This is a genomic window from Sphingomonas sp. IC081 (assembly GCF_006874585.1).
Lineage (GTDB): Bacteria > Pseudomonadota > Alphaproteobacteria > Sphingomonadales > Sphingomonadaceae > Novosphingobium.
Genome location: NZ_CP029761.1, coordinates 1300261 through 1325744 on the forward strand (window position 1 = coordinate 1300261; position 25484 = coordinate 1325744).

Annotated in this window: 26 protein-coding genes; 16 read left to right on the forward strand and 10 right to left on the reverse strand. The window is 64.0% G+C overall.

The genetic code is table 11. The features are described 5' to 3' along the window. Positions 1-31: 31 nt before the first annotated feature. The 8 genes from DM450_RS06280 to DM450_RS06315 all read left to right on the forward strand — a co-directional run bounded on the left by DM450_RS06280 (position 32) and on the right by DM450_RS06315 (position 8365). On the forward strand, positions 32-1393 hold the full coding sequence (locus tag DM450_RS06280) for a hypothetical protein (protein WP_142633378.1): 1362 nt from the start codon (positions 32-34) through the stop codon (positions 1391-1393). A gap of 83 nt (positions 1394-1476) precedes the next feature. Continuing rightward, entirely contained in the window at positions 1477-2811 is a 1335-nt protein-coding gene (locus DM450_RS06285; protein ID WP_260610250.1) for an acyl-CoA reductase, read from the forward strand. Between the two features lie 146 nt (positions 2812-2957). Continuing rightward, a complete protein-coding gene (locus tag DM450_RS06290; protein WP_142633382.1) occupies positions 2958-3812 on the forward strand; it encodes an acid phosphatase in 855 nt (284 codons plus the stop codon). A gap of 105 nt (positions 3813-3917) precedes the next feature. Next, positions 3918-4148 carry a biotin/lipoyl-containing protein gene (locus DM450_RS06295; RefSeq protein ID WP_142633384.1) on the forward strand — a complete coding sequence of 77 codons (231 nt, stop codon included), beginning with the start codon at positions 3918-3920 and terminating at the stop codon, positions 4146-4148. Positions 4149-4226: 78 nt separating this feature from the next. Beyond that, the gene (locus tag DM450_RS06300) at positions 4227-4769 is read left to right on the forward strand and encodes a peroxiredoxin (protein ID WP_142633386.1); all 543 of its coding nucleotides are present in this window, start codon (positions 4227-4229) and stop codon (positions 4767-4769) included. 161 nt (positions 4770-4930) lie between these two features. Continuing rightward, positions 4931-6058 (forward strand): peptide chain release factor 2, encoded by a 1128-nt coding sequence (gene prfB / locus DM450_RS06305; RefSeq protein ID WP_142633388.1) that lies wholly within the window; start codon positions 4931-4933, stop codon positions 6056-6058. A gap of 73 nt (positions 6059-6131) precedes the next feature. Continuing rightward, on the forward strand, positions 6132-6887 hold the full coding sequence (locus tag DM450_RS06310) for a class I SAM-dependent methyltransferase (protein ID WP_142633390.1): 756 nt from the start codon (positions 6132-6134) through the stop codon (positions 6885-6887). A 71-nt stretch (positions 6888-6958) separates the two neighbouring features. Further along, positions 6959-8365: an NAD(P)H-dependent flavin oxidoreductase gene (locus DM450_RS06315; RefSeq protein WP_142633392.1), complete on the forward strand. Its 1407-nt coding sequence runs from the start codon at positions 6959-6961 to the stop codon at positions 8363-8365. A gap of 76 nt (positions 8366-8441) precedes the next feature. Here DM450_RS06315 and DM450_RS06320 read toward each other — a convergent pair whose 3' ends face one another. The 9 genes from DM450_RS06320 to miaA all read right to left on the reverse strand — a co-directional run bounded on the left by DM450_RS06320 (position 8442) and on the right by miaA (position 17314). After that, positions 8442-8789 carry a diguanylate cyclase domain-containing protein gene (locus tag DM450_RS06320; RefSeq protein ID WP_142633394.1) on the reverse strand — a complete coding sequence of 116 codons (348 nt, stop codon included), beginning with the start codon at positions 8787-8789 and terminating at the stop codon, positions 8442-8444. Between the two features lie 104 nt (positions 8790-8893). Next, positions 8894-10567, reverse strand: a complete 1674-nt coding sequence (gene leuA / locus DM450_RS06325) for a 2-isopropylmalate synthase (protein WP_142633396.1) — start codon at positions 10565-10567, stop codon at positions 8894-8896. A 253-nt stretch (positions 10568-10820) separates the two neighbouring features. Next, positions 10821-11444 (reverse strand): TMEM175 family protein, encoded by a 624-nt coding sequence (locus DM450_RS06330; protein ID WP_142633398.1) that lies wholly within the window; start codon positions 11442-11444, stop codon positions 10821-10823. Between the two features lie 74 nt (positions 11445-11518). Continuing rightward, a complete protein-coding gene (locus tag DM450_RS06335; RefSeq protein WP_185928724.1) occupies positions 11519-11842 on the reverse strand; it encodes an I78 family peptidase inhibitor in 324 nt (107 codons plus the stop codon). Positions 11843-11939: 97 nt separating this feature from the next. After that, positions 11940-12575 carry a YceI family protein gene (locus DM450_RS06340; RefSeq protein ID WP_142633400.1) on the reverse strand — a complete coding sequence of 212 codons (636 nt, stop codon included), beginning with the start codon at positions 12573-12575 and terminating at the stop codon, positions 11940-11942. Between the two features lie 83 nt (positions 12576-12658). Next, positions 12659-13678, reverse strand: a complete 1020-nt coding sequence (ilvC, locus tag DM450_RS06345) for a ketol-acid reductoisomerase (protein ID WP_054441697.1) — start codon at positions 13676-13678, stop codon at positions 12659-12661. Between the two features lie 131 nt (positions 13679-13809). Continuing rightward, positions 13810-14328 (reverse strand): acetolactate synthase small subunit, encoded by a 519-nt coding sequence (gene ilvN / locus DM450_RS06350; protein WP_142633402.1) that lies wholly within the window; start codon positions 14326-14328, stop codon positions 13810-13812. 25 nt (positions 14329-14353) lie between these two features. Then, positions 14354-16096, reverse strand: a complete 1743-nt coding sequence (ilvB, locus tag DM450_RS06355; RefSeq protein ID WP_142633404.1) for a biosynthetic-type acetolactate synthase large subunit — start codon at positions 16094-16096, stop codon at positions 14354-14356. A gap of 216 nt (positions 16097-16312) precedes the next feature. Further along, a complete protein-coding gene (gene miaA / locus DM450_RS06360) occupies positions 16313-17314 on the reverse strand; it encodes a tRNA (adenosine(37)-N6)-dimethylallyltransferase MiaA (protein WP_142633405.1) in 1002 nt (333 codons plus the stop codon). Here miaA and serB point away from each other — a divergent pair. Both serB and DM450_RS06370 read left to right on the forward strand, forming a co-directional pair. After that, positions 17307-18191, forward strand: coding sequence for a phosphoserine phosphatase SerB (serB, locus tag DM450_RS06365; protein ID WP_142633407.1), 885 nt, complete (start codon positions 17307-17309; stop codon positions 18189-18191). The two genes, miaA and serB, sit on opposite strands and share 8 nt — an antisense overlap. Positions 18192-18210: 19 nt before the next feature. Beyond that, positions 18211-18870: a DUF1345 domain-containing protein gene (locus tag DM450_RS06370; protein ID WP_142633409.1), complete on the forward strand. Its 660-nt coding sequence runs from the start codon at positions 18211-18213 to the stop codon at positions 18868-18870. A 68-nt stretch (positions 18871-18938) separates the two neighbouring features. Here DM450_RS06370 and purL read toward each other — a convergent pair whose 3' ends face one another. Continuing rightward, positions 18939-21098: a phosphoribosylformylglycinamidine synthase subunit PurL gene (purL, locus tag DM450_RS06375; protein ID WP_142633411.1), complete on the reverse strand. Its 2160-nt coding sequence runs from the start codon at positions 21096-21098 to the stop codon at positions 18939-18941. 130 nt (positions 21099-21228) lie between these two features. On the opposite strand from purL, the gene DM450_RS06380 reads away from it, so the two are divergent. From DM450_RS06380 to queA, 6 genes are all read left to right on the forward strand, one after another. Then, positions 21229-21702: a YbjN domain-containing protein gene (locus DM450_RS06380; protein WP_142633412.1), complete on the forward strand. Its 474-nt coding sequence runs from the start codon at positions 21229-21231 to the stop codon at positions 21700-21702. A gap of 120 nt (positions 21703-21822) precedes the next feature. Continuing rightward, positions 21823-22074 (forward strand): exodeoxyribonuclease VII small subunit, encoded by a 252-nt coding sequence (locus tag DM450_RS06385; protein ID WP_142633413.1) that lies wholly within the window; start codon positions 21823-21825, stop codon positions 22072-22074. A 4-nt stretch (positions 22075-22078) separates the two neighbouring features. Next, a complete protein-coding gene (locus tag DM450_RS06390) occupies positions 22079-22987 on the forward strand; it encodes a polyprenyl synthetase family protein (RefSeq protein WP_142633414.1) in 909 nt (302 codons plus the stop codon). 100 nt (positions 22988-23087) lie between these two features. Continuing rightward, positions 23088-23600: a pantetheine-phosphate adenylyltransferase gene (coaD, locus tag DM450_RS06395; protein WP_142633415.1), complete on the forward strand. Its 513-nt coding sequence runs from the start codon at positions 23088-23090 to the stop codon at positions 23598-23600. Positions 23601-23688: 88 nt separating this feature from the next. Next, complete coding sequence (locus DM450_RS06400; RefSeq protein ID WP_142633416.1) at positions 23689-24390, forward strand: peptidylprolyl isomerase; 702 nt, start codon at positions 23689-23691, stop codon at positions 24388-24390. Between the two features lie 51 nt (positions 24391-24441). Beyond that, entirely contained in the window at positions 24442-25479 is a 1038-nt protein-coding gene (gene queA, locus DM450_RS06405) for a tRNA preQ1(34) S-adenosylmethionine ribosyltransferase-isomerase QueA (protein ID WP_142633418.1), read from the forward strand. Positions 25480-25484: the final 5 nt, after the last annotated feature.

Here is a 25484-nt window from a genome sequence, read left to right on the forward strand (position 1 = left end):
GCTTCGGTCGGCAGGATTGGGGAGAATGGGAATGGGAGAAGCGGCCGACAGGCTCATGGCGCGCATTGCCGATCCGCAGCGCTTCAGCTTCAGCGCCGGGGAATTGCGGGAAACGCAGCTTGCCGCGCTGAATGAGCGTTTTCAGGAGCGCAGGGACCGGATCAGGCTGCTGGGCCTGCGCGCCCGCGATGCCGGGGTCGAGACGATCGAATCCATCGCCGACGTGGTGCCGCTGCTGTTTCCGCACACGGCTTACAAGTCCTATTCCGAGACCTTTCTGATGGAGGAGCGGTGGGGCAAGCTGACCGGGTGGCTGGGCGCGGTTTCGCCCTATCCGATCGAGGCGCTGAACCTCGAAAGCGTCGAAGGTATCGACGACTGGATCGAGCGGCTGGCGGCGCTGGGCCATTTCATTTCGTGCTCCAGTGGAACTACCGGCAAGTCGGCCATGCTGATCGCCTCGCAAAAGGACATGGACTGGTCGAGGCGTGACACGGTCAATGTCTTTGCCTGGGGATCCGGCGTGGCTCCGGCGCAGGACCGGGTGATTGTCGGTTGTGCGCCGGTCGCCACAGTGCCGAAGAACCTGACCATCGCTCAGGCGCAGTATGAGGCGTTTGCCGATCCGTCGGCGCCGCGCTGGCATTATCCGGTGCCGCCGATCACCGTGGGTTCGCTGACCTCGATGGTGGTGATGCGCAAGAAGATCGCCGAGGGCACGGCCCGGCCCGGCGAGATCGCGGCTTTCGAGGAAACCTCCGCCGCGCGGGCCAGGGCGGTGGCTGATGCGATCCCGGCGACGGCGCAGTTCATCATCGAGAACCGCCATCGCAAGCTTCAGCTTTCGGGCCTGTGGAGCGGGTTGTGGCAGGTGGCCAAGGCCGTGCGGGATGCCGGGTATGGTCGTGCCGATTTCGACCCGGACAACTCGATCTATGTCGGTGGTGGGCTGAAGCGTGCGCAACTTCCCGATGATTATCAGGAGTATGTTTTCGATACCTTCAACATTCCGGAAGATCGCCACTTCCAGAATTATTCGATGCAGGAACTGAACTCGGGCATGCCCAGGTGCCGCGAGGGCGGGCGCTATCACGTGCCGCCGTGGGTCGTGCCGGTGCTGCTCGACACGTCCGGCGACGCTGCAGTGGAGGGGGCACTCGACCACACTTCAGGTGAAATGGAGGGGCGTGCCGCTTTCTTCGATCTCTCCCTCGACGGGCGCTGGGGCGGCGTGATTACCGGCGACCGGATCTCGCTCGATCATGGTCCCTGCAAGTGCGGAAACAACGGTCCTTCGATCCGCGACAACATTGTCCGTTATGCGGATCTGGAAGGCGACGACAAGATCGGCTGTGCCGGCACGGTCGATGCTTATGTGCGAGGTCTGGCATGAACTCTGTAACGCAACATTCTGAAACAGAAGAACTTGTCTCGGCTCCCTTCTTTCTGCGCGGAGAGGTGCTGCATGGCGCTGACGTGATCCAGAAATCGCGTGACCTGGGTGTGACCTTCGTGACGCCCAGGATACCTTTCGACCGTGCGGTGCCCCCACGCACCGAGGTGCCGCCTCTGCTCGGCGTGCGGCTGGCGGAGGTCATCGACTTTCTTGTCGAAACCGGCCAGCGTCTCGTCGCCTCCGACAACGATCACATGCAGGAGTGTATCGAGCGGATGTGCCGCACGCACATCTTGCCGCGCGCCGTCGTCGAGAATACCGCTCGCCATGCCGCCGCCTATCTCGACAGGCGCGTGCTCATGGCGGAAGTGGAGCAGAACTTCCCCGATCCCCGCGCACTCGATGAATGGGTGCCGAGGCAGGACTTCACCGGCCGCAAGAGCTTCGTGCGCGCCTTTGCGCCCCGCCTGATCCATGTGCTGCCGGGCAATTCGCCGGGCGTCGCGGTAAAGTCGGTGGCGCAAGGCGCGATGGTCAAGGGCGTGAACCTGTTCAAGATGAGCAGTGCCGATCCCTTCACGATGGTCGCGATCCTGCGGACCATGGCGGATATCGATGCGGATCATCCGATCGTGCGCTCGATGTCGGCCGTCTACTGGCGCGGCGGCGACGATGCGACCGAGCGTGTGCTCTATCGCCCCCAGTATTTCGACAAAATCGTTGCCTGGGGCGGAGGTGATGCGATCGGTAATGTTATCAAGTACCTGGGTCCGGGATTTCAGCTGGTTTCCTTTGATCCCAAGACTTCAGTTTCGTTCGTCGGCCGGGAGGCGCTGGTAGACGAGGAGGTCGTCGATCGTGTGGCGGATCTTTGCTCCGCTGACGTCATGACGTTGAACCAGGAGGCCTGCGTTGCCAGTCGTTTCCAGTTCGTTGAAGGTAGCGAGGAGGACGTCGACCGCTTCTGTGCGCGGCTGCACCATCACATCGCCCGCCGCGCGGCCGAAAGCGGAGATGTGCGCCCGCTCGACCGCGACATGCGCGAGGCGGTCGATACCATGATGCTGATGGATCAAGACTATCGTGTCTGGGGGCGGACCGACGGCAAGGGGCTGGTCATCCGGTCCGATGAGCCGGTTGACTTCCACCCCATCAACAAGACCGCCAACGTCGTGCGGGTGGATAGCCTCGACGATGCGGTGAAGCGGATCAACGTCGCCACCCAGACGGTTGGTTTCTATCCGTTCCACCGAATGGCGCAATTCCGCGACCGCTTGGCCGCAGGTGGCGCGCAGCGGGTTGTCCATCTGGGCGAGGCGGGGCCCGCGACGATCGGCAATCCGCACGATGCGATGTATCCGCTCCATCGCTTCGTGCACTGGATGGTGCATGAGGACGGAACGGTGCCCGTCTGATCAACCCGGCGCGAGCAATGCAGGGGCGATACCCGTCAAATTGCTCGCAAATCCCGATAGGCGGTGGGGTCGAAGCTGCTAGTCCCATGATTGGGCGCCTCCTGTTTGACGGCAGGCGGCCGGTTTCGGGACAAGGAGTTATGCGGATGAAGATGGCACGGATCCTGGCGGGGTTAGGCGGAGCGGCGGCGCTGGCAGCCTGTGCATCCGCCGTGGCGTCAAGCGAACCGCAGGGCGCTGCCGCGCCGGCGGCTGCCACGTCGCTGGACGATGCGCAGAAGGCGGCGATGGCGGCTGTCATGCGTAACGGCAGCTATCTGCCGAAAGGGACCGCGCCGAACAGCCTGCTGTTCAATCCGCCGCCGCCGGCGCCGGGATCGGCGGCGATGGCGCGCGACGAGGAAGGGGCCCGTGCCGCGATTGCCATGCAGGGCACGGCGCGCTGGGAACAGGCGAAGATCGATGCCAACCTGTTCACGCCGAGCGTCACCGATACGTTCTCCTGTGCGGCCGGCTTCCGCATCGGCCCCGAGACGACGCCTCGGGTCCAGGCGCTGCTGCTCAAGTCGATGATGGACTTCGGGCTAGCCAGCTACCCCACCAAGAACCGCTACCAGCGGGCCCGGCCTTTCATGGAAAACGGCAAGGCGACCTGCACGCCGGATCAGGAGGCGGTGCTGCGCAAGGATGGTTCCTATCCTTCAGGGCACAGCACGATCGGTTTCGGGATGGGGTTGATCCTTGCCGATCTCGTGCCGGATCGGGCTGGGGAGCTTGTCGCACGGGGGCGGGCCTTCGGGGAGAGCCGCCGGATCTGCAATGTCCACTGGCTCAGCGATATCGAGGAAGGCCGCGTGGTCGCCGCGACGGTATTTGCGCGCCTGAATGCCGATCCCGTCTTTGCCGCCGACATGGCGGCAGCCCGTGCGGAACTGGCCGAAAAGCGCGCTTCTCTGGCCGCACCGGACTGTGCGCGAGAAAACGCGGCGCTGGCGATGTAATCGTACCGGCGAAACCTGCATGTGCCCGCGCTCTCGGCCCTATGCCGGTGCGCGGGTGCACGATAGGCAATGGTCAAAGACATTCGCAAAGGATCGAGAAAGACCATGGCCGTTGAAATCCTGCTCCCCAAGATCGGCTTCTCCATGCAGGAAGGGCAGATCGCGGAATGGCTTGCCAGTGATGGAGACCAGGTTGCCGAAGGTCAGCCGCTGTTCTCGCTCGAGGCTGACAAGTCGACCAACGAGGTGGAGGCTCCGGCGTCCGGCACGCTGAAGATCGTGGCTGCCATCGGCGAGACCTACGAAGTGGGAACGGTTCTCGGATATATCGAGTAAGCTGCGGGAATTACGCTCCGCAAGGCGGCCGGGGAAGGGGGCTGGACAGCATCCCTCCCAAGGTCCAGATTGCGCGCCATGCGCAAGACTTTTCCCGCTCTCGCCGCCGCCATGGCTCTTGTTGTTTCCGCCGGCGCGGCCGATGCGGCGCTTCCTGTCGGTGCCAAGGCGCCGGTCTTCTCGACGCAGGGCGCCAAGGGCGGAAAGGTCATGCCCTTCGACCTCAAGGCGGCGCTGAAGAAGGGGCCTGTTGTCCTTTACTTCTACCCCAAGGCCTTCACGCAGGGCTGCACGCTGGAGGCGCACGCCTTCGCTGATGCAACCGACGATTTTGCCAAGCTGGGCGCTACCGTGGTTGGTATGTCGAACGACGACTTGCCCACGCTTCAGAAATTCTCGACAGAGGCCTGCCGCGACAAGTTCACGGTTGCCGTTGCCTCGCCGGCAGTCATCAAGGCCTATGATGTTGCGTTGAAGCGCGAAGGCGCACCCGCCGGCATGACCGACCGCACCAGCTATGTGATCGCGCAAAACGGGAAGATCGTCATGGTCCATTCCGATCTCGACTACCGCGACCATGTGAAGCTGACGCTTGAGGCGGTGAAGAAACTGAAGGGCTGAGAAGTCCGTTCACGGCACTTGAACAATACCCCCCTCAGCGGGTAATAGCGCCGCTTTCCCGCGTCGTGCGCCGGTATCCGGCGGCTCGCGTGCTTTACTTATGTCGCTGGTCCGCTATGCGCGGCACCGGAGTCATGGGCGTTTCTTGGGAGTTTCAAGTCATGCGTGCCGAAGGGCAGGCCCACATTGCGCGTATCGAGAAGGCCCTCGCGCTGGTCCGCAAGTTCCTCGACTGGGACCGTGCCCTGCGCCGGTTCGACGAGCTGAACGCGCGCGTCGAAGATCCTACGCTGTGGGACAAGCCCAAGGAAGCCGAAGCGGTGATGAAGGAACGTCGCCGCCTTGAAGCCTCGATCGGTGCGGTGAACGAGATCAGCCGCGAGATGCAGGACGCCGTCGAGTTCGTCGAACTGGGCGAGATGGAAGGCGACGAGGATACCATCAATGAAGGTATCGCCGCGCTGGCCGCCCTTGCCGAACGCGCCGACCACGACAAGGTCACCGCGCTGCTTTCGGGCGAGGCCGACAGCAACGACACCTACCTTGAAGTCCATGCCGGTGCCGGCGGTACCGAGAGTCAGGACTGGGCCGAGATGCTCCAGCGCATGTATACGCGCTGGGCCGAGCGTCACGGCTACAAGGTGGAGCTGGTGGACTATCACGCCGGTGAAGCCGCGGGCATCAAGAGCTGCACCCTGCTGATCAAGGGCGAGAACGCCTATGGCTATGCCAAGACCGAGAGCGGCGTCCACCGCCTGGTCCGCATCAGCCCCTATGACAGCTCGGCGCGCCGCCATACCAGCTTCTCGTCGGTCTGGGTCTACCCCGTGATCGACGACAGCTTCGAGATCGAGATCAACCCGGCCGACCTGAAGATCGATACCTATCGCGCTTCCGGCGCGGGCGGCCAGCACGTCAACACCACGGACTCGGCGGTGCGTATCACCCACGGTCCGTCGGGCATCGTCGTGGCGAGCCAGATCGACCGTTCGCAGCACAAGAACCGCGAAATTGCCATGGGCATGCTCAAGGCGCGCATGTTCGAGGAAGAAATGCGCAAGCGCGAGGAAGCCGCCAGCGCCGAACATGCCTCGAAGAGCGACATCGGCTGGGGCCACCAGATCCGTTCCTACGTTCTCCAGCCTTATCAGCAGGTGAAGGACCTGCGCACCGGTGTCGTTTCGACCGCGCCGGGTGACGTGCTCGACGGTGCGCTCGATCCGTTCATGGCCGCCGCGCTGTCCCAGCGCGTGACGGGTGAAAAGGTCGAGGTCGAAGACGTCGATTGATCCGTGGCGGTATCGGCCCGGCGCTTGCGGCAGAGTGTTTTGCCAAGCGCGGGCCGAACCGCTAAAGGGCCGCATGCGTTTGCCTCGCCCCCTTTCCGGTCGAACCGCTTTGCTGGCCTTTGTGCTGGCGCTTGCGGCGTGCCAGCAGAAGGCGCCGGATGACGGGCGGCCGGAGACGGCGCGTGCCTTCCCGGTGGCGGACCGTCCGGTTTCCAAGGCCAGCGAGACCGATTTCGGCAGCGAAGTCCAGCGCGACTCCCTGCACGAGGCCGAAGTGGTCATGGACCTCGCCCGGATCGCACCGGGCATGACCGTGGCCGACATCGGCGCTGGCGAGGGCTATTACACCGTCCGGCTTGCCAAGCGGGTGGGGACCCGTGGCCGGGTGCTCGCCGAAGACATCGATCGCGGAGCGAACGAGCGGCTGGGCCAGCGCGTGCTGCGCGAACAGCTCGACAACGTTTCGATCAAGCTCGGACGCAGTGATGATCCGAGCCTGCCCGAGAAGAGCTTCGACCGGGTATTCCTGGTCCACGTCTATCACGAAGTGAGCGAACCTTACGCATTCCTGTGGCGGCTTCAGCCGGCGCTGCGCAAGGGCGGCAAGGTCGTGGTCGTCGAGGCTGACCGGGCCAGCGACAGCCACGGCATGTCGCCGCAACTGCTTTTCTGCGAATTTGGCGCCGTGGGGTTTCGTTTGACGGAATTTGTCCGTAAGCCGGAACTTCAAGGCTATTTCGCCCAGTTCGAAGCCACCGGGGAGCGGCCCGATCCGGCCAGTATCGTGCCGTGTCGACTATCCGGAAAATCGACGACGCAAAACAGGTGAGCGTCATTCACACAGGGCGTATAAGGCAGGTCTGATCGACCCGCCACGCCGGGGGAAAGTTGAAAGAGAAGATGGGTTTCAAGGGTCTCAAGCCGATTGTCTATGGTGGACGCGAAGTCTGGCCGCTCGTCGAGGGTGGCAAGGGCGTTGCCGCGACCAATCACATGAGCTCGGGCGCCTGGGCGGCGGCCGGCGGCATCGGCACCGTCAGTGCCGTCAATGCGGACAGCTATGATGCGGAAGGCAAGATCGTTCCCCAGATCTACCGCGCGCTCACCCGCAAGGAACGTCACCAGGAACTGATCGACTATGCCATCGACGGCGCGGTCGAGCAGGTGCGCCGTGCCTACGAGATTTCGAATGGCAAGGGCGCGATCAATATCAACGTCCTGTGGGAAATGGGCGGCGCCCAGACGATTCTCGAAGGCGTCCTGGAAAAGACCAAGGGCATGGTTGCCGGCGTCACGTGCGGCGCGGGCATGCCCTACAAGCTGTCCGAGATCGCGGCGCGCTTCAACGTCAACTACCTGCCGATCGTCAGCTCCGCGCGTGCGTTCCGTGCGCTGTGGAAGCGTGCCTATCACAAGGTTTCCGACCTGCTGGGCGCGGTCGTTTATGAAGATCCCTGGCTTGCCGGCGGCCACAACGGCCTGTCGAACGCCGAAGATCCGCTGAAGCCGGAAGATCCGTACCCCCGCGTGAAGGCGCTGCGCGACACCATGCGCGCCGAGGGTATCTCGGATTCGGTGCCGATCGTCATGGCCGGCGGCGTCTGGTTCCTGCGCGACTGGGAAAACTGGATCGACAATCCCGAACTCGGCTCGATCGCCTTCCAGTACGGCACGCGCCCGCTGCTGACGCAGGAAAGCCCGATCCCGCAGGCGTGGAAGGACCACCTGCGCACGCTCGAACCCGGTGACGTGCTGCTGCACCGCTTCTCGCCCACCGGCTTCTACTCGTCGGCCGTGCGCAACCCGTTCCTGCGTAATCTGGAGGCCCGTTCGGAGCGCCAGATCCCTTACTCGAAGGTGGAAGCGGGCGAACATACGGTGCGCCTCGACGTCGGCGTCAAGGGCAAGAACTTCTGGGTCGCCCCCAAGGATCTCGACCGTGCCCGCGCCTGGTCGGTCCAGGGCTTCACCGATGGCCTGCGCACACCCGACGATACGATCATCTTCGTGAACCCGGCTGAACGCGACGAGATCCGCCAGGATCAGGCTGACTGCATGGGCTGCCTCTCGCACTGCGGTTTTTCGTCGTGGAAGGACCATGACGACTACACCACCGGCCGCCTTGCCGATCCGCGCAGCTTCTGCATCCAGAAGACCCTGCAGGACATCGCTCATGGCGGCCCGGTCGACCAGAACCTGATGTTTGCGGGGCATGCGGCTTACAAGTTCAAGCAGGATCCGTTCTATTCGAACGGTTACACGCCGACCGTGAAGGAACTCGTGGATCGTATCCTGACGGGCGACTGATCCCGCGCAGAGCCTCTGGCAGACAGGAAAAGGGCGGCCTCCCGGGGCCGCCCTTTTTCATGGGCGCTTTCTTGGTCTAGGCTTCGGCCCCGGTGTGTCCCGAGCGACAGATACGGTCGCGGCCGCCGCGCTTGGCGTCGTAGAGGGCCTGGTCGGCACGCTGGAGCGTTTCCTCGACATCTTCGCCGCGCCAGCGGCTGACCCCGGCGGAAAAGGTGATGGTGCGGCCATCCACTTCGCCGATTGGCATCTCGCGCATCCGCGCGGCGATCCGGCTCAGCGTCCAGTCGGCCTCCTCTTCAGTGCTTTCGCGGGAAGATGAAGGGCGTCGCGAGATAGAACTGCATGGGCACCCGATGTTCTTGTCTGGACAGGGTAAATTGACTGCAGTTCTGAAGGTTACCTCAATTCCGACAACGATCATGCGTTACCGGACGGGGCGTAGGATTATCGGGATCAGTCGCGCGGTGGTGTGGCAGGCGGAATGAAAAACGGCGGAGATCGTCTCGATCCCCGCCGTTTGTCTGATCAGATTCGCGCTTCGTTTGCGGCGCTGAGGACGGCTCGTACCGAAGCTGTCGCCACGTCCTCGTCGATGCCGACACCCCAGATGGTGCGGCCGTCCGGCGTCACGCATTCGACGTAAGCGGCTGCGCGGGCATCCGAGCTCTTGCCCATCGAATGCTCGGCATAGTCGCGCACTTCGAGGCTGACGCCGAAACTTTCGGCCAGCGTTGCGGTGACCGAGGAGATCAGTCCGTTGCCACGGCCCGAAACGGTCTGCTCCTTGCCGTCGACGCCGATCTTGCCGGCAAAGACACGGGTGCCGTCGGGGCGCTTGGCCTCCTCGTAGTCGATCAGCGCGAAGTGCTGCGGATCGTCGAGGCGGTAGGCCTGCTTGAACACGTCCCAGATATCGGCAGCCTGCAGTTCGCGGCCCAGTTCGTCGGCCAGGTTCTGCACGTGCTTGGAGAAGTGTGCCTGCATGCGCTTGGGCAGCTTGAGGCCCTGGTCCTGTTCGATCACCCAGGCAAAACCGCCCTTGCCGGACTGCGAGTTGACGCGGATCACGGCTTCGTAATCGCGGCCGAGATCGGCGGGGTCGATCGGCAGGTAGGGCACGGCCCAGAGCTCGTCGTTGCGCTTTTCCTGCGCGGCGAAGCCCTTCTTGATGGCGTCCTGATGGCTGCCGGAGAAAGCGGTGAAGACCAGTTCGCCGCCATAGGGGTGGCGTTCCGCGACCTTCAGCTGGTTGCAGTATTCGACCGTCTGGATCACTTCGTCGATGTCCGAGAAGTCCAGTTCGGGGTCTACGCCCTGCGTGTACATGTTCAGCGCCACGGTGACGAGGCAGCAGTTGCCGGTGCGTTCGCCATTGCCGAACAGGCAACCTTCGACGCGGTCGGCGCCGGCCATCAGGCCCAGTTCGGCGGCGGCGACACCGGTGCCGCGGTCGTTATGGGTGTGCAGCGAGATCACCGCCGAATCACGGTTCGGCAGGTTGCGGCAGAAATACTCGATCTGGTCGGCATAGACGTTGGGCGTCGCCGCCTCGACCGTCGCCGGCAGGTTGAGGATGATCGGATTTTCCGGGGACGGCTGCAGGATGTCCATCACCGCCTCGCAGACCTCGATCGAGAAATCGAGTTCGGCGGTCGAGAAGGTCTCGGGCGAGTATTCGAACTGCCACTTGGTCTGCGGATACTTCGCCGCCTGATCGCGCAGGATCTTGGCACCGTTCTGGGCGATGCCCTTGATCTCGTGCGGTTCCATGCCGAACACCACGGTGCGCCACAGCGGCGAGACGGCGTTGTAGAGGTGGACGATCGCCGCGTGGACGCCTTCCAGGCTCTCGAACGAGCGGGTGATCAGGTCTTCGCGCGACTGGGTCAGCACCTGGACCAGCACGTCTTCGGGAATGCGGTCGTTCCTGACGAGGCCGCTGATGAAGTCGAACTCGGTCGCGCCGGCGCTGGGGAAGCCGACTTCGATTTCCTTGAGGCCCACCTTGACCAGCAGGTCGAAGAAGCGGTTCTTCTTCTCCGCGCCCATCGGGTCGATCAGCGCCTGGTTGCCGTCACGCAGGTCGGTCGAGAGCCAGCGCGGCGCCTTGGTGATGACCTGCGAGGGCCACTGGCGGTTCGGCAGGTCGATCTGCGGGAAGGGGCGGTACTTGACCGAGGGGTCTTTCAGCATGGTCATGGGTATTCTCGCTCGGATTTACGTCTTCGTCTGGAAAGGCCGTGATTTCGGCCTGGTCTGGCAGGGTCCCCTTGAGCGCCGAGCGCGCCGCAGGACCGACGCGTCAACTCACGCCCAAGGGCGTGTAAGTCGAAGGGTAAGGCCAAGACGAAGGTTCATGGCCGTGCCTATGCGCATTGGCGGCATGCTTGTAAAGCGAAAAGGCGCATCCTGTTGCGATCCTTCGGCTTCGCCGCGCAACAAACTTGCCGTGTCAGGCGGGCGGGTGGCGATCGAGGAACAGACGGTCGAGGCCGCTCCACGGCAGCATCCAGAACACGGCGACCAGCGCCGCGCTGGCTACGCCGAGCCACGGCGAAACGTAAGTCAGCGGAATGCCGAGAGCATAGACGAATGCCGCCGCGAGGCCCTTGCGGTGGGAGGCCTTGTGGTAGCGGCGACTGGCCGAGGTCTGCGCGCCGGTCGCGGCGATCCGGCCTTGCAGCAGGACATAGGCAAGGGCGGGCGTCAGCATCGTTACCAGATAGAGCAGCGTCGCTTCGCGGCTGAAATGATGCTCACCGAGATAGGCGGTGGAGAAGGGGATCAGCGAAAGAGTGAACAGCAGCAGCATGTTCGCCCAAAGGAGGCCGCTCGTCACCACGCGCGCATGGCTGAGCAGGCGGTGGTGGTTCACCCAGTAGATCGCGACGTAGGCGTAGCTCAGCACATAGGCGACAAAGATCGGCCACAGGGGCCAGAGCGCTGCCAGCCCTTCCGACACCGGGGTTTTCAGCTCCAGCACCATGATGGTGATGATGATTGCCAGAACCCCGTCGGAGAATGCCTCCACGCGGGTAAGGCTGTCTTCGCGTTCGATATCCGTAGCTTCGGTCATGGGGCCCCTGCTGATGTGCGGCCTTCATGCCTGGACGAGACAGGGGGCGGGATCAAGGCGCTGGCGGCCGAAAATCAGGCGCAGTTGAAGCCCTTGATCTTGCCGTCCTCGCCGATCTGCACGTTCAGTCGGTCGGGGCGGAAGTCCATGGTCATCGGCTGGCCTGGGCGCAGCACGCGCATCGGCTTGTCGCCGCGCCACTGGGTGATCGCGGCGATCACCTCGTCGCTGGCGGGCTGGCCGATATAGGCACCGAGTTGATCGGCGCCGCAACCGGGCGCCATCGAGGGCGGGGCAGGCGGCGTTGCTTCAGCCACTGTGGCGTTCCCGGTAGTGCAGGCGGAAAGAGCCGTGAGGCTGATGGCGAGAGCCGTCATCGCGGTCGATTTGCGCAACATGTCATTCTCCCATCGGGATTTTACCGGAGGAGAGCATGCATGAAAATCCGCGACGCGTCGATGACGGCCTCTGCTTCGGCCCCGAACGAGCGTGCCTTTATTGCTTTTCGAACGCCGCGTTGATGACCAGTACCGTCTCGTCGGAGACCATCGGTACGTACTTCGAGACGCCGAAGTCCGAGCGCTTGATCTGGGCGCGGGCAAGGAAGCCGATCGAGTCCTTCTTGCTCATCGGGTTCTGCGCGGCGCCGAAGAAATGGGCCATGATCGTGATCGGCTTGCTGACGCCGTGAAGCGTGAGGGTCCCGTCGATCATCGCCATGCCGGAGCCGTGCGGGGTGACCTTGGCGGCGACGAAAGTCGCGCTGGGAAACTTTGCCGCATCGAGCCAGTCGGCGCTGACGAGTTCTTCGGAGAGCTTGGAACTGGTCGTCTGCACCGAGGCGGTCGGGATGGTGACGCTCAGCTTGGTGGCTGCGAGGTTCGCGGGATCGAGAGTCATGGTGCCGCTGGCGCCGGAAAACGTGCCGGCAAAGGGCGAGATGCCCATGTGCGAGACGCTGAAGGTGACCTGGGTGTGCGCCGGTTCGACCGCATAAGTGCCGGCCTTGACGTCGGCGGGCGTGCCGGCGCCGTGCAGCATTTCCATGTGCCCGCCCGTACCGGGCTGGGCGATGACGGGAGCGGCAAGAACGGCGGCGGCAAGGACAAGCGCGATAGGCGAACGACGCATGGGTCTGCTCCCGAAAGAAAAGAGGCGGCGCATTTCTGCGCCGCCTCCCGAATTTCGTCAAACGCGAAAGCGCGAGTGGGAAATCAGTTCTTTGCCTTGTCGACCAGGGCGTTGGCGCCGATCCAGGGCATCATGGCGCGCAGCTTCGAGCCGGTTTCCTCGATCGGGTGACGCTTGGCGGCGATGCGCGACGCCTTCAGTTCGGGCTGGCCGGCGCGGTTGTCGAGCACGAAGTCCTTCACGAAACGGCCCGACTGGATGTCTTCCAGAACGCGCTTCATTTCCTTCTTGGTCTCTTCGGTGATGATGCGCGGACCGGTCTTGATGTCGCCGTATTCGGCGGTGTTCGAGATCGAGTAGCGCATGTTGGCGATGCCGCCTTCATACATCAGGTCGACGATCAGCTTCAGCTCGTGGAGGCATTCGAAGTAGGCCATCTCCGGTGCGTAACCGGCTTCGACCAGCGTTTCGAAACCGGCCTGGACCAGCGCGGTGGTGCCGCCGCAAAGCACGGCCTGCTCGCCGAACAGGTCGGTTTCGCATTCCTCGCGGAAGTTGGTTTCGATGATGCCCGAACGGCCGCCGCCGACGCCCGATGCATAGGCCAGGGCGACGTCCTGCGCGTTGCCGGTCACGTCCTGGTGGATCGCGACGAGGCAGGGCACGCCGCCGCCCTTGACGTATTCGCCGCGCACGGTGTGGCCCGGGCCCTTCGGCGCGATCATGATCACGTCGATGTCGGCGCGCGGCTCGATCAGGCCGAAGTGGACGTTGAGGCCGTGGGCGAAGGCGAGCGCCGCGCCGGGCTTCAGGTTCTCATGGATGTCGGCAGCGTAGATCGCGGCCTGATGCTCGTCGGGGGCGAGGATCATGAGCACGTCGGCCCATGCGGCCGCTTCGGCGTTGGCGAGCACCTTGAAGCCGGCGCCTTCAGCCTTCTTGGCAGAGGGCGAACCCGGACGCAGCGCGATGGCGACTTCCTTGACGCCCGAATCGCGAAGGTTCTGCGCGTGGGCGTGACCCTGGCTGCCGTAGCCAAGGATCGCGACCTTCTTTTCGGTGATCAGGTTGATGTCGCAATCGGCGTCGTAATAGACCTTCATTGTATTGCCCTTTCGAGGACCATGACGTCTCGTTCCTGTGAGAGGTCAGGCCGGATTTGTGGTGCGCCTTGCAGCGCGTTCTTTCAGTTCCAGCGCCAAATTTCAGAGGCGGCTGGATGGGATGGTTTCCGTCAGGCGCCTTCGGGCCCGCGGATCATGGCGACGATGCCGGTGCGGCCGACCTCGACGAGGCCGAGGTCGCGCATCAGCGCCACGAAACTGTCGATCTTGTCGGGCGCGCCGGTCAGTTCGAAGATGAAGCTGCCGGTGGTGGTGTCCACCGGGCGGGCGCGGAACACGCCGGCGATCCGCAGGGCCTCGACCCGCTTTTCGCCAACGCCGGTGACCTTGATCAGCGCCAGTTCGCGCTGCACGTAAGGGCCGACTTCGGTAAGATCGGTCACCTTGTGCACCGGCACCAGACGCTCAAGCTGGGCGTGGATCTGGTCGATCTGGCTGGGCGGGCCGTGCGTCACGATGGTGATGCGGCTCACCGAGTGGTTCTCGGTAATGTCGGCCACGGTCAGGCTGTCGATGTTGTAGCCGCGCGCGGTGAACAGGCCTGCGATCTTGGCGAGAATGCCGGCCTCGTTGTCGACCGTCACGGTCAGGACGTGGCGTTCCTCGGCTTCGTGCTGGATATGCATCATGATTGTTCTCTGATCTCTCGCAGTCTCAGACCAGCGCCTTGGCGGCATCGTCCATCGTTCCGGCGACGGTATCGCCGTAAAGGATCATCTCGACATGCGACGCGCCCGAGGGGATCATCGGGAAGCAGTTGGACTCCTTGGCGACAAGGCAGTCGACAATGACGGGGCCGTCATAGTCGATCATCGCCTGGATGCCCGCGTCGAGTTCGCTCTCGTTCTCGATGCGGATACCCTTCCAGCCATAGGCTTCGGCCAGCTTCACGAAGTCCGGCAGGCTGTCCGAATAGGACTGCGAGTAGCGGCTCTCATAGGTGAGTTCCTGCCACTGGCGAACCATGCCCATCCACTCGTTGTTGAGGATGAAGATCTTCACCGGCAGACGGTACTGCGTGGCGGTGCCCAGCTCCTGGATGTTCATCTGGATCGAGGCGTCGCCGGCGATGTCGACGACGAGGCTGTCCGGGTTGCCGAGCTGCGCGCCGATCGCGGCTGGCAGGCCATAGCCCATCGTGCCGAGACCGCCCGAGGTCAGCCACTTGTTCGGACCGAAGAAGTGGAAGTGCTGCGCCGCCCACATCTGGTGCTGACCGACCTCGGTCGAGATGATCGGATCCTTGTCCTTGCTCAGTTCGAACAGGCGCTGGATCGCCAGCTGCGGCATGATCGCGTTGCGGTTCTCGGGGAATGAGAGGCTCTTCTTCTCGCGCCAGCTTTCGACACGGGCCTTCCACGGCGCCAGGTCCTGTGGCTTGCGGTCGCCCCACAGGTCGAGGATCTGTTCGAGGACGGTCGCGCAGTCGCCGATGATCGGCAGGTCGACGCGCACGGTCTTGTTGATCGAGGCGCGGTCGATGTCGATGTGGATCTTCTTCGAATTCGGCGCGAAGGCGTCGAGACGGCCGGTCACGCGGTCATCGAAGCGGGCGCCGATGCAGACGATCAGGTCCGCCTGGTTCATCGCCAGGTTCGCTTCGTAGGTGCCGTGCATGCCCAGCATGCCCAGCCAGTCGGCATGGTCGGCCGGGAAGGCGCCGAGGCCCATGAGTGTCGAGGTGACCGGCGCGCCGATCTTTTCCTGAAGCTCACGCAGCAATGCGGTGGCGCGCGGGCCGGAGTTGATGACGCCGCCGCCAGTGTAGAACACCGGTGCCTTGGCCTTGGCGATCATCTCGACCGCTTCGGCGATCTCATCGGCCGAACCTGCGGTGCGCGGATCGTAGCGCTTGCGGCGCTGGATCGGGCCTTCGTGCCACGGAGCCATGGCGATCTGCACATCCTTGGGGATGTCGATCAGCACGGGGCCAGGGCGGCCGGTGGTGGCGATCTCGAAGGCTTCGTCGATGATCGCGGCAAGGTCCGCCGGATCCTTCACCAGATAGTTGTGCTTGGTGCAGTGGCGCGAGATGCCGACGGTGTCTGCTTCCTGGAAGGCGTCCGAACCGATCAGGGCGGTGGGGACCTGTCCGGTAATGACGACCAGCGGAATCGAGTCCATGAAGGCATCGGCAATGCCGGTGACGGCATTGGTCGCACCCGGACCGGATGTGACCAGAACGACGCCGGGCTTGCCGGTCGAACGTGCATAACCTTCGGCCGCGTGAGCCGCACCAGCCTCGTGACGCACGAGGATGTGCCTAAGTCGCTCGTCACCGAAGAGAGCATCGTAGATCGGTAGCACGGCACCGCCGGGATAGCCGAATACGAATTCGACTCCCTGCTTGACCAGGCTTTCGACCAGGATGTTCGCGCCGCTGCGCTCTTCAGTCACAATACTTTCCTTTTCGACTCTCGGCAGACCCCGGGGATAGGGTGCCTACGAATGTTGCGGCTCGATACGCTCTTTGCCGCATGACACAACACTTAGTCCGCCGTTTCGCGCACTATAATGAAACCGACCCGACACGACGGACGCCGTGCCGGGTCTCCCTCTCCTCCTGCATCACTTCCACGGCAGGACGATGGGGGCTCTAGGGGGACGAAAATGTTACGTCAACCCCATAACCTGAAATAATCTATCTTCAAGAGATTTTTGATCGAAACTTTCGTACTCAAGCCTAACCCATTCTTGCGGGGGCTGATGGCGGAGCCAGGTGAATTGACGCTTGGCGTAATTGCGCGTGGCCTGGGAGCCGCGGGCGATGGCGTCATCCAGGCTCCATTCCTTACGGACGACTCCCGCCAGTTCGGGCACGCCGATGGCGCGCATGACAGGCAGCGCGGGATCGAGATGGCGTTCCAGCAGCGCCTCCACTTCGCCAAGCGCACCCCGTTCGATCATGCGTTCGAAGCGCAAGTCGCAGCGGCGATAGAGCGCCTGACGCTCGGGCAGGAGTACGACGGGGAACAGGCTGATAGTGTGCCCAATCCCGCCGGTCAGTTCCGCCTGCCAGTGCGCGAGCGGTTTTCCGGTGGAGCGGACGACTTCAAGCGCGCGCGCGATGCGCGCCGAATCGGCCGGGGCGAGGCGAGCGGCGCGTTCCGGGTCTTCGATCTGGAGGGCGGCATAAGCTTCCGAAACGGGCAGGGCGCGCACGGCCTCGCGCACGGCCGCGTCAATTTCCGGGACCGGCGCAATGCCATCCAGCAGCGTGCGGATATAGAGGCCGGTGCCGCCGACCAGGATGGGCACGGCGCCTTCGGCATGAATTGTGGCGATGGTTTCGCGCGCCGCCTTGGCCCAGTCGGCGGCGGAGCAACCGGTTGCGCCATCCCATGCGCCGAACAGGCGGTGCTCGATGCCGCCCATCTCGTCGGGCAGGGGGCGGGCGCTCAGGACGGCCAGATCGGCATAGACTTGCGAACTGTCGGCATTGACCACGACCGCCCGGCGGCCGCGCCGTTCCAGTTCCTGTCCCAGCCTGACGGCACAATCGCTCTTGCCGCTGGCAGTCGGCCCTGCGATGAGCGCGAGCGGTGGTCTGCTGTCGTCAGCAGGCGCGCCAGTGGAATTTTCATACGCAGCTTCAAGGGAATTCGCAGTGCTCATTGCGCGGCTGATAGCAGAACCGGACCACCTCTCGGCAAGAATCGATGCGGCTCGTGCCGAAATGCAGGAAAGCGGCGTGCGACTGGCCTCTGCGGCGATGCTCGATTTCTGCGACCAGACCATGCAGATCGCGTCTCCCGACAGCGATGCGGCGGCGCTGCGCAAGGCACTGGACGATCACTTTGCGCCGACCGATGGCCTTGTCTGCGATCACGAGCCGACGATCCCCGGCCTGTTCATCTCCGACATGGATTCGACCATGATCGGGCAGGAATGCATCGACGAACTGGGCGATTTCGCCGGTATCAAGGATCGCATCGCCGAGATTACCGAGCGCGCCATGCAGGGTGAACTCGATTTCGAGCAGGCCCTTCGCGAACGCGTAGGGCTGCTCAAGGGGCTGTCGGTCGACGCGATCGAGGAATGCCTCGCCAGCCGCATCCGGCCGGTGGAAGGCGCACGCACGCTGGTAGAGACGCTCAAGAAGTTCGGCTGCCGCACGGTGCTGGTCACCGGCGGTTTCCACCACTTCGCCGATCCCGTCGCTGCGCATCTCGGCTTCGACTATGTCGTCGGCAACCGGCTTGAAGTCGTGGGCGGCAAGCTGACCGGCGGGCTCGACGGTCCGATCGTCGACAGCTCGGTCAAGAAGGCGACGCTGCTGGCCGAACTCGAACTGCTGGGCGGCAATGTCACCACGCTGGCCACCGGCGACGGCGCCAACGACATCCCGATGCTGGAGGCGGCGCATTACGGCATTGCCTATCGCGCCAAGCCCAAGGCCCGCGCGGCCGCCAACGGCTGGATCGACCGGGGAGACCTGACCAGCGTGCTGCGCCTGCTCGGCATCGACGAGCAGGAATGGGTCCGCGTCTGATCCAGGGGAGCGAAATGCGATGGCTGGTGAGCGAGATCCCTTCCTGAGCCGGCTGTCGCATCCGCGCTACCTGCTGTTCCTGGGCGTGATGACGGCAGCGGCCATGGCGCTACTGTTGGTGCTCCCCGCCGTCGAAGCGGTGATCACCGCATTCGACCTTGGCGTGATCGCCTTCGTGACATCCTGCGTGCCGCTGTGGCGTAGCGGCAATGCCGAAGTCATGCGCCGGCAGGCCAAGCGCGACGATGTCGGTCAGATCATGCTGCTGATGCTGACGGCGGTGATCACCTCGGTGATCCTTGCTGCGCTGGGCACGCTGGTTCTCGACAACAAGATCCTGAAGGCGGGCGAGATCGCCTTGCTGGTGGTCACGCTGCTGTCCTGCTGGACCTTCGTGAACCTGATCTATGCCTTCCACTACGCCCGGCTCTACTATTCCTCGCGCGCCGGAGGGGATCATGAGGGGCTGGACTTCCCGGGCGACTGCGTGCCGGACTTCTCCGACTTCGTGAACTTCGCCTTCGTGATCGGCATGACCTGCCAGACCGCCGATATCGCGATCACGCAAACGAGCGTCAGGCGCGTCTCGACCTTCCACGGCCTGTTCGCTTTTGCGTTCAACCTCGGCATCCTGGCGCTGACGGTGAACGTGCTGGCATCGACGACGGGCGGAAGCTGAGCCTCAAACGAAAAGAGGGCGCCGATGCGGCGCCCTCTTTCCGGTTCCATACGCGCTGACGCGGTGGATCAGGCTTCCATCCAGTCGCGGAAGAAGGCCTCGTTGGCTTCCTTGAGCGCTGCAATCTCGTTGCCGGCCACCTGGGTGCCGCCAACCGTGCCGATCTTCACGGCGCCGGGCAGGGCGGTGCCGGCAGGGGCAGTGACGACATAGCGTGACTGGTCCTCGCCGAATGCCTCGGCAGTGGTCAGTGCCGCGTCCAGTTCGACGCCAAGGCCGCTGGCGAGTGCCATTTCGGCCAGCGCGACGAGCAGGCCGCCGTCGCTCACGTCATGCACCGCGGTGACCTTTCCTTCGGCGATCCAGCCGCGGACCGCAGCGCCGTTGGTGGCTTCGGCCTTGAGGTCGACCTTGGGGGCATCGCCTGCTTCCTGGCCGGCGATCTCGCGCAGCCAGATCGACTGGCCGAGGTGCGTGCCGCTTCCGCCGAGCACGAAGACCTCGTCGCCGGCGTTCTTGAAAGCGACGGTCGCCATCTTCTCGTGGTCGCCCAGCAGGCCGACGCCGCCGATCGCCGGGGTCGGCAGGATCGCCGAGCCGCCGCCGGTGGCCTTCGATTCGTTGTAGAGCGAGACGTTGCCCGACACGATCGGATAGTCGAGCGCACGGCAGGCATCGCCCATGCCGTTCAGGCAGCCGACGATCTGTGCCATGATCTCGGGACGCTGGGGGTTCGCGAAGTTCAGGCAGTTGGTGATGGCGAGCGGAAGGCCGCCGACCGCGCTGATGTTGCGATAGGTCTCGGCCACGGCCTGCTTGCCGCCTTCGTAAGGATCGGCGTAGCAGTAGCGGGGCGAGCAGTCGGTGCTGATTGCCAGCGCCTTCTGCGTATCGTGGATGCGCACCACGGCTGCGTCGCCGCCGGACTTCTGCATCGTGTCTCCGCCGACCTGGCTGTCGTACTGTTCCCAGATCCACTTGCGCGAGGCAAGGTCGACCGTGCCCATGAGCTTGAGCAGGTCGGCGCCGACGTCGGCGCTTTCGGGTGCGCCCGCGATGGCGGGAACCTTGGCCCAGGCCTTGTATTCCTCGGGCGAGACGTAAGGGCGCTCATATTCCGGCGCATCGTCGGCAAGCGGGCCGAGGGGGATGTCGCAGACCACTTCGCCGTTGAATTCCAGCACCATGTGGCCGGTGTCGGTCACTTCGCCGATCACCGCGAAGTCGAGTTCCCACTTCTTGAAGATGGCCTCGGCCATGGCTTCCTTGCCGGGCTGAAGCACCATGAGCATGCGCTCCTGGCTTTCCGAGAGCATCATCTCGTAAGGCGTCATCGCCTCTTCGCGGCAGGGCACGGCGTTCATGTTGAGGCGAATGCCGGCACCGCCCTTACTGGCCATCTCGACCGACGAGGAGGTGAGGCCGGCCGCGCCCATGTCCTGGATGGCGACGATGGCGTCGGTGGCCATGAGTTCGAGGCAGGCCTCGATCAGCAGCTTTTCGGTGAAGGGATCGCCTACCTGCACGGTCGGGCGCTTCTCGTCCGAATGCTCGTCGAAGTCGGCCGAAGCCATCGTGGCGCCGTGGATGCCGTCGCGGCCGGTCTTCGAGCCGACGTAGACGATCGGGTTACCGAGTCCGGTGGCGGCGCAGTAGAAGATCTTGTCGGTGTCCGCGACGCCCACGGTCATGGCGTTGACAAGGATGTTGCCGTCGTAGGCCTTGTGGAAGTTGGTCTCGCCGCCGACGGTCGGCACGCCCACGCAGTTGCCGTAGGAGCCGATGCCCTCGACCACGCCCTGCACCAGATGCTTCATCTTCGGGTGATCCGGGCGGCCGAAGCGCAGCGCGTTCATGTTGGCGACCGGACGCGCGCCCATGGTGAAGACGTCGCGCAGGATGCCGCCGACGCCGGTGGCCGCGCCCTGGAAGGGCTCGATGTAGCTGGGGTGGTTGTGGCTTTCCATCTTGAAGATGGCAGCCTGGCCGTCGCCGATGTCGATCACGCCCGCGTTCTCGCCCGGGCCGCAGATGACCCAGGGTGCCTTGGTCGGCAGCTTCTTCAGGTGGAAGCGGCTCGACTTGTACGAGCAGTGCTCCGACCACATGACCGAGAAGATGCCGAGTTCGACAAGGTTCGGCTCTCGACCAAGGGCGTTCAGGACGCGCTCGTATTCTTCGGGATTGAGGCCGTGCGCCTCGACGACGTCAGGGGTGATTTCGCTCATGCGAGGCGCCTTAGCCATGTCCGTCGCGGAGCGCTAGACGGCATGGACCCTGACATGAACTTTCACTTTCGATGCCGGGGGTGATGTGCCAGATGCCGCTGAGCGACTTTCCGATTGAAACGGGGTATTTATGCGTAAGATTATCGCCGGGCTGCTGCTCGCCCTGGGCACCATGACGAGCGGTGTGGCTGAGGCCCAGATGGTGACGGCCAAATCACCCGCCAGCCTTGTCTCGGCCTTGCAGGACGCGGGCTACCGTGCGGAACTGACCAAGGATTCGGTTGGCGACCCGATGATCAAGAGCGCGTCGTCGGGCTCGAAGTTCACGATCACGTTCTATGGCTGCACCGACGGCGCCGATTGTTCCAGCATCCAGTTCTATGCGGGCTGGACCGAGGCGACGCATTGCAGCCTCGACGCGATGAACACCTTTTCCCAGAAATATCGCTTCGTGACCCCTCAAGTGGACGGCGATGGCGACTGCGTGATCCAGTACGACCTCGATCTCGACGAGGGCGGCATGAGCAAGGCGCTGTTTCTCGACACGCTGGAGTTCTGGACCGACACGATGGCGACATTCCAGGACTACATCTACGAGAAATGACGGCGGGATTTTCGCGACTTGCGGCCGGACCGTGGTCCGCCCGGCGGACCGGCGGCGCAATCCGGGAAATAGCGGCCGGCTCCCCTTGACCGGCCCGTGCGCTAAGGCCATTGCTTCGCCATGGTAGACGAGACTGAAACCATCGAAAGCCTCAGCTTCGAGGACGCCCTGCGGGACCTTGAGGGCATCGTGAGGCGACTGGAAAGCGGCGATGTCCCGCTCGAGGATTCGATCACGCTCTACGAAAAGGGCGAGAAGCTGCGACAGCATTGCCAGAAACGCCTGGACGCGGCGCAGGCGCGGATCGAGCGCATCGTCGCCGGTCCGGACGGTGCGGTTGCCGGCACGCAGCCTTTCGACGCGGAGCGCTGAGGGGATGGGCGAGGTCGTAATCAGCGACCCGCTGCTGGCGGAGGGGCTTGCAAGGATCTCTGAGGAGATCGACGGTGCATTCGATGCGCTGCTGCCGGTGCCTGACGATCAGCGCGCGCGCCTGGTGGAAGCCATGCGCTATGCGGCCATCGGCGGCGGCAAGCGGCTGCGTCCGCTGCTGCTGACGGCGGTTGCCGAGATGTTCGGTGTCGTGCGCGAGGCGGCGATCCGGGCGGCCATCGCCATCGAATCGATCCACGTCTATTCGTTGATCCACGACGATCTGCCTTGCATGGATGACGATGCCCTGCGTCACGGCAAGCCGACCGTGCATCTCGCCTATGACGAGGCGACGGCGGTGCTGGCGGGCGATTCGCTGCTGGCTTTTGCGTTCGAGGTTCTTGGCGATCCCGCCGTCAGCGCAGACCCCTTCACCCGGATCGAACTGGTGCAGGCGCTTGCCCACGCCAGCGGCGCATTGGGCATGGCAGGTGGCCAGATGATGGACATCGTGGCCGAGAACAGCGAGTTCGACCTTCAGACGATTACCCGCCTGCAGCAGCTCAAGACCGGCGCGCTGCTGGGTGCCGCGGTGGAGATGGGGGCGATTCTCGGGCGTATCCCGCCGGAAGGGCGCACGCATTTGCGCGGTTATGCGCGTGATATCGGGCTGGCGTTCCAGATCGCGGACGATCTCATCGACCACGAAGGTGATGTGGTGCTGGCCGGCAAGGCGGTCGGCAAGGATGCGGCGGCAGGCAAGCAGACCTTCGTGTCGCTGCTGGGCGCCGAACGGGCGCGCGAGCAGGCGCGGATGCTGGTCGAGCAGGCCATCGGCCATCTCGCCCAGCACGGCAAGGAAGCCGATCTCCTGCGCGCGGTGGCGCGTTATATCGTCGAGCGGAAGCATTGAGGCCGCAAGCCTGCGGAAATCTCGCAGGCGTTTGGCGGATCGCTGAAATTGCGTGCGCCGCTGCGGCGGCGGGTTCAAGGGAATTGGGGAATAATCGGCCATGACTGAACGCATCGGGGTCTATCCCGGCACTTTCGATCCGATCACGCTGGGGCACGCCGACATCATCCGGCGCGGCGCCAAGCTGGTCGATCGGCTGATCATCGGGGTGACCACCAATCCCTCCAAGAACCCGCTGTTCACGCCGGAAGAGCGCATGGCGATGGTTGAACGCGAAGTGGCGTCGCTGGGTATCGAGAACGTCACTGTTGTCGGCTTCAACGCGCTGCTGATGAAGTTCGCGCAGAAGCAGGGGGCGAGCGTGATCGTGCGCGGCCTGCGGGCGGTCGCGGACTTCGAGTATGAATACCAGATGGCGGGCATGAACCAGCAGCTCAACCCGAACATCGAGACAGTTTTCCTGATGGCCGATGTCAGCCTTCAGCCGATCGCCTCCAAGCTGGTCAAGGAAATCGCCACGTTTGGCGGCGACATCTCACGGTTCGTCAGTCCTGCGGTGCGGGCGGATGTGGTGGACCGTATTGCTGCCAAGGGCCTCCAGGGCGACTACTGAGAGCGCTTGCGACAAATTCATTCATTGTCACGTCAGGCCGCGCGCTCTATCGCCGCGAGCCTGAACGGCTTCCTTCAGTGAGTAATCGATGACGTTTCGCCTGACCCTTACCACGACGATGATCGGCCTCGCGCTGGCGGCAACGCCGGCAATGGCCAAGAAGAAGGAAGCGCCGACCCCCGATGCCGCCGCCGCTCCGGTGGCGCCGCCGCTTTCGCCGGTGGTCGATGCCGATATCTCGCACGAGCCCGAAAACGTTCTGCTGCTCGACCTGTCGGACGGTGGCCGCGTGGCCATTCGCCTGATGCCGCAATGGGCGCCGCACCATGTCGAGCGTATCAAGACGCTCGCCTCGCAGGGCTTCTACAACGGCCAGATCTTCCACCGCGTGATCGATGGTTTCATGGCGCAGACCGGCGATCCGACCGGGACCGGGCAGGGCGGTTCGCAGCTTCCCGACCTCGAGGCCGAGTTCAACTCGCTGCCGCACTTGCGCGGCATGGTCTCGATGGCGCGTACCAACGAGCCGAACAGCGCGAACAGCCAGTTCTTCATCGTGTTCTACCCGCGCTTCTCGCTCGATCATAAGTATACGATCTTTGGCCGTGTGATTTCGGGCATGCAGTACGTCGATGCGATCCAGCGCGGCGAGCCGCCGGCGAATCCCACCAAGATCGTGCAGGCTTCGCTGGCGTCGGAAAACAAGGCGCCGCCGGTGGCCGCTCCCGCGCCGGTTGCAGCGCCCGCCAAGATCACGGCCGACCAGTTGAGCAATTCGAAGTCGAACTGAATTTCTCCGAAAGGGGATGACGAAGCGATGGCGCGCGCCTAGACGCGCGCCATGCGCGTTGACCTTTTCGACTTCGACCTTCCGCCCGAGAACATTGCCCTGAGGCCGGCCCGGCCGCGCGATTCCGCGCGCATGCTGCTGGTGGAAGGGGCCGAGAGCGGATCGCTCGTCGATCGCCACGTCCACGATTTGCCTGGCATCCTGCGGCCCGGCGATGTGCTGGTGTTCAACGACACGCGTGTCATCCCCGCCCAGCTCGAAGGGCGACGCGGCGAGGCGAAGATCGGTGCGACGCTGCACAAGCGCATCGATCTGCGCCGCTGGCAGGCTTTCGTGCGCAATGCCAAGCGGCTGCGGCCCAGTGACCGCATCGAATTTCCTGCCGGTGTCACCGCGCTGGCCGAGCAGCGCCTGGACGACGGTAGCTGGGTGCTGTTCTTCGAAGGCGAGGAGCCGGTCGAAGTCCTGCTGGAGCGGGCAGGACGCATGCCGCTTCCCCCGTATATCGCCGGCAAGCGCGAAACCGACGAGGCAGATCGCAGCGACTACCAGACGATGTTCGCCGAGAAGGATGGTGCGGTTGCCGCGCCGACCGCCTCGCTGCACTTCACCCCGGAACTGATGGCGCGCCTGGAGGCCGCAGGCGTGAAGCGGGAGACGCTGACGCTGCATGTCGGCGCGGGCACTTTCCTGCCGGTCAAGGCCGACGATACGCAGGACCACCGGATGCATGCCGAATGGGGCAGCATCGACGCGGCGACCGCCGATCGCCTCAATGCCGCGCGTGCGGCGGGAAATCGCGTTATCGCGGTGGGCACCACCAGCCTGCGCCTGCTGGAAAGCGCGACCGGCGACGACAACGTGATCCGTCCGTTCGAAGGCGATACCGCGATCTTCATCACGCCGGGCTATCGCTTCAAGGCGATCGACGGACTGATGACCAATTTCCACCTTCCCAAGTCCACCCTGTTCATGCTGGTCTCCGCGCTGATGGGGCTGGAACGTATGCAGGCGGTCTATCGACACGCTATTTCAACGGGTTATCGTTTCTATAGCTATGGCGATTCCAGCCTGCTGATTCGGGAATAGGGGGA

Excerpts from the sequence above, each read along its gene's own strand:
- DM450_RS06280 (WP_142633378.1), top strand. The coding sequence starts at position 32 with ATGGGAGAAGCGGCCGACAGGCTCATGGCGCGCATTGCCGATCCGCAG.
- DM450_RS06290 (WP_142633382.1), top strand. The coding sequence starts at position 2,958 with ATGAAGATGGCACGGATCCTGGCGGGGTTAGGCGGAGCGGCGGCGCTG.
- DM450_RS06295 (WP_142633384.1), top strand. The coding sequence starts at position 3,918 with ATGGCCGTTGAAATCCTGCTCCCCAAGATCGGCTTCTCCATGCAGGAA.
- DM450_RS06300 (WP_142633386.1), top strand. The coding sequence starts at position 4,227 with ATGCGCAAGACTTTTCCCGCTCTCGCCGCCGCCATGGCTCTTGTTGTT.
- prfB (WP_142633388.1), top strand. The coding sequence starts at position 4,931 with ATGCGTGCCGAAGGGCAGGCCCACATTGCGCGTATCGAGAAGGCCCTC.
- DM450_RS06310 (WP_142633390.1), top strand. The coding sequence starts at position 6,132 with ATGCGTTTGCCTCGCCCCCTTTCCGGTCGAACCGCTTTGCTGGCCTTT.
- DM450_RS06315 (WP_142633392.1), top strand. The coding sequence starts at position 6,959 with ATGGGTTTCAAGGGTCTCAAGCCGATTGTCTATGGTGGACGCGAAGTC.
- DM450_RS06320 (WP_142633394.1), bottom strand. The coding sequence starts at position 8,789 with ATGATCGTTGTCGGAATTGAGGTAACCTTCAGAACTGCAGTCAATTTA.
- leuA (WP_142633396.1), bottom strand. The coding sequence starts at position 10,567 with ATGACCATGCTGAAAGACCCCTCGGTCAAGTACCGCCCCTTCCCGCAG.
- DM450_RS06330 (WP_142633398.1), bottom strand. The coding sequence starts at position 11,444 with ATGACCGAAGCTACGGATATCGAACGCGAAGACAGCCTTACCCGCGTG.
- DM450_RS06335 (WP_185928724.1), bottom strand. The coding sequence starts at position 11,842 with ATGTTGCGCAAATCGACCGCGATGACGGCTCTCGCCATCAGCCTCACG.
- DM450_RS06340 (WP_142633400.1), bottom strand. The coding sequence starts at position 12,575 with ATGCGTCGTTCGCCTATCGCGCTTGTCCTTGCCGCCGCCGTTCTTGCC.
- ilvC (WP_054441697.1), bottom strand. The coding sequence starts at position 13,678 with ATGAAGGTCTATTACGACGCCGATTGCGACATCAACCTGATCACCGAA.
- ilvN (WP_142633402.1), bottom strand. The coding sequence starts at position 14,328 with ATGATGCATATCCAGCACGAAGCCGAGGAACGCCACGTCCTGACCGTG.
- miaA (WP_142633405.1), bottom strand. The coding sequence starts at position 17,314 with ATGAGCACTGCGAATTCCCTTGAAGCTGCGTATGAAAATTCCACTGGC.
- DM450_RS06370 (WP_142633409.1), top strand. The coding sequence starts at position 18,211 with ATGGCTGGTGAGCGAGATCCCTTCCTGAGCCGGCTGTCGCATCCGCGC.
- purL (WP_142633411.1), bottom strand. The coding sequence starts at position 21,098 with ATGAGCGAAATCACCCCTGACGTCGTCGAGGCGCACGGCCTCAATCCC.
- DM450_RS06380 (WP_142633412.1), top strand. The coding sequence starts at position 21,229 with ATGCGTAAGATTATCGCCGGGCTGCTGCTCGCCCTGGGCACCATGACG.
- DM450_RS06385 (WP_142633413.1), top strand. The coding sequence starts at position 21,823 with ATGGTAGACGAGACTGAAACCATCGAAAGCCTCAGCTTCGAGGACGCC.
- DM450_RS06390 (WP_142633414.1), top strand. The coding sequence starts at position 22,079 with ATGGGCGAGGTCGTAATCAGCGACCCGCTGCTGGCGGAGGGGCTTGCA.
- coaD (WP_142633415.1), top strand. The coding sequence starts at position 23,088 with ATGACTGAACGCATCGGGGTCTATCCCGGCACTTTCGATCCGATCACG.
- DM450_RS06400 (WP_142633416.1), top strand. The coding sequence starts at position 23,689 with ATGACGTTTCGCCTGACCCTTACCACGACGATGATCGGCCTCGCGCTG.
- queA (WP_142633418.1), top strand. The coding sequence starts at position 24,442 with ATGCGCGTTGACCTTTTCGACTTCGACCTTCCGCCCGAGAACATTGCC.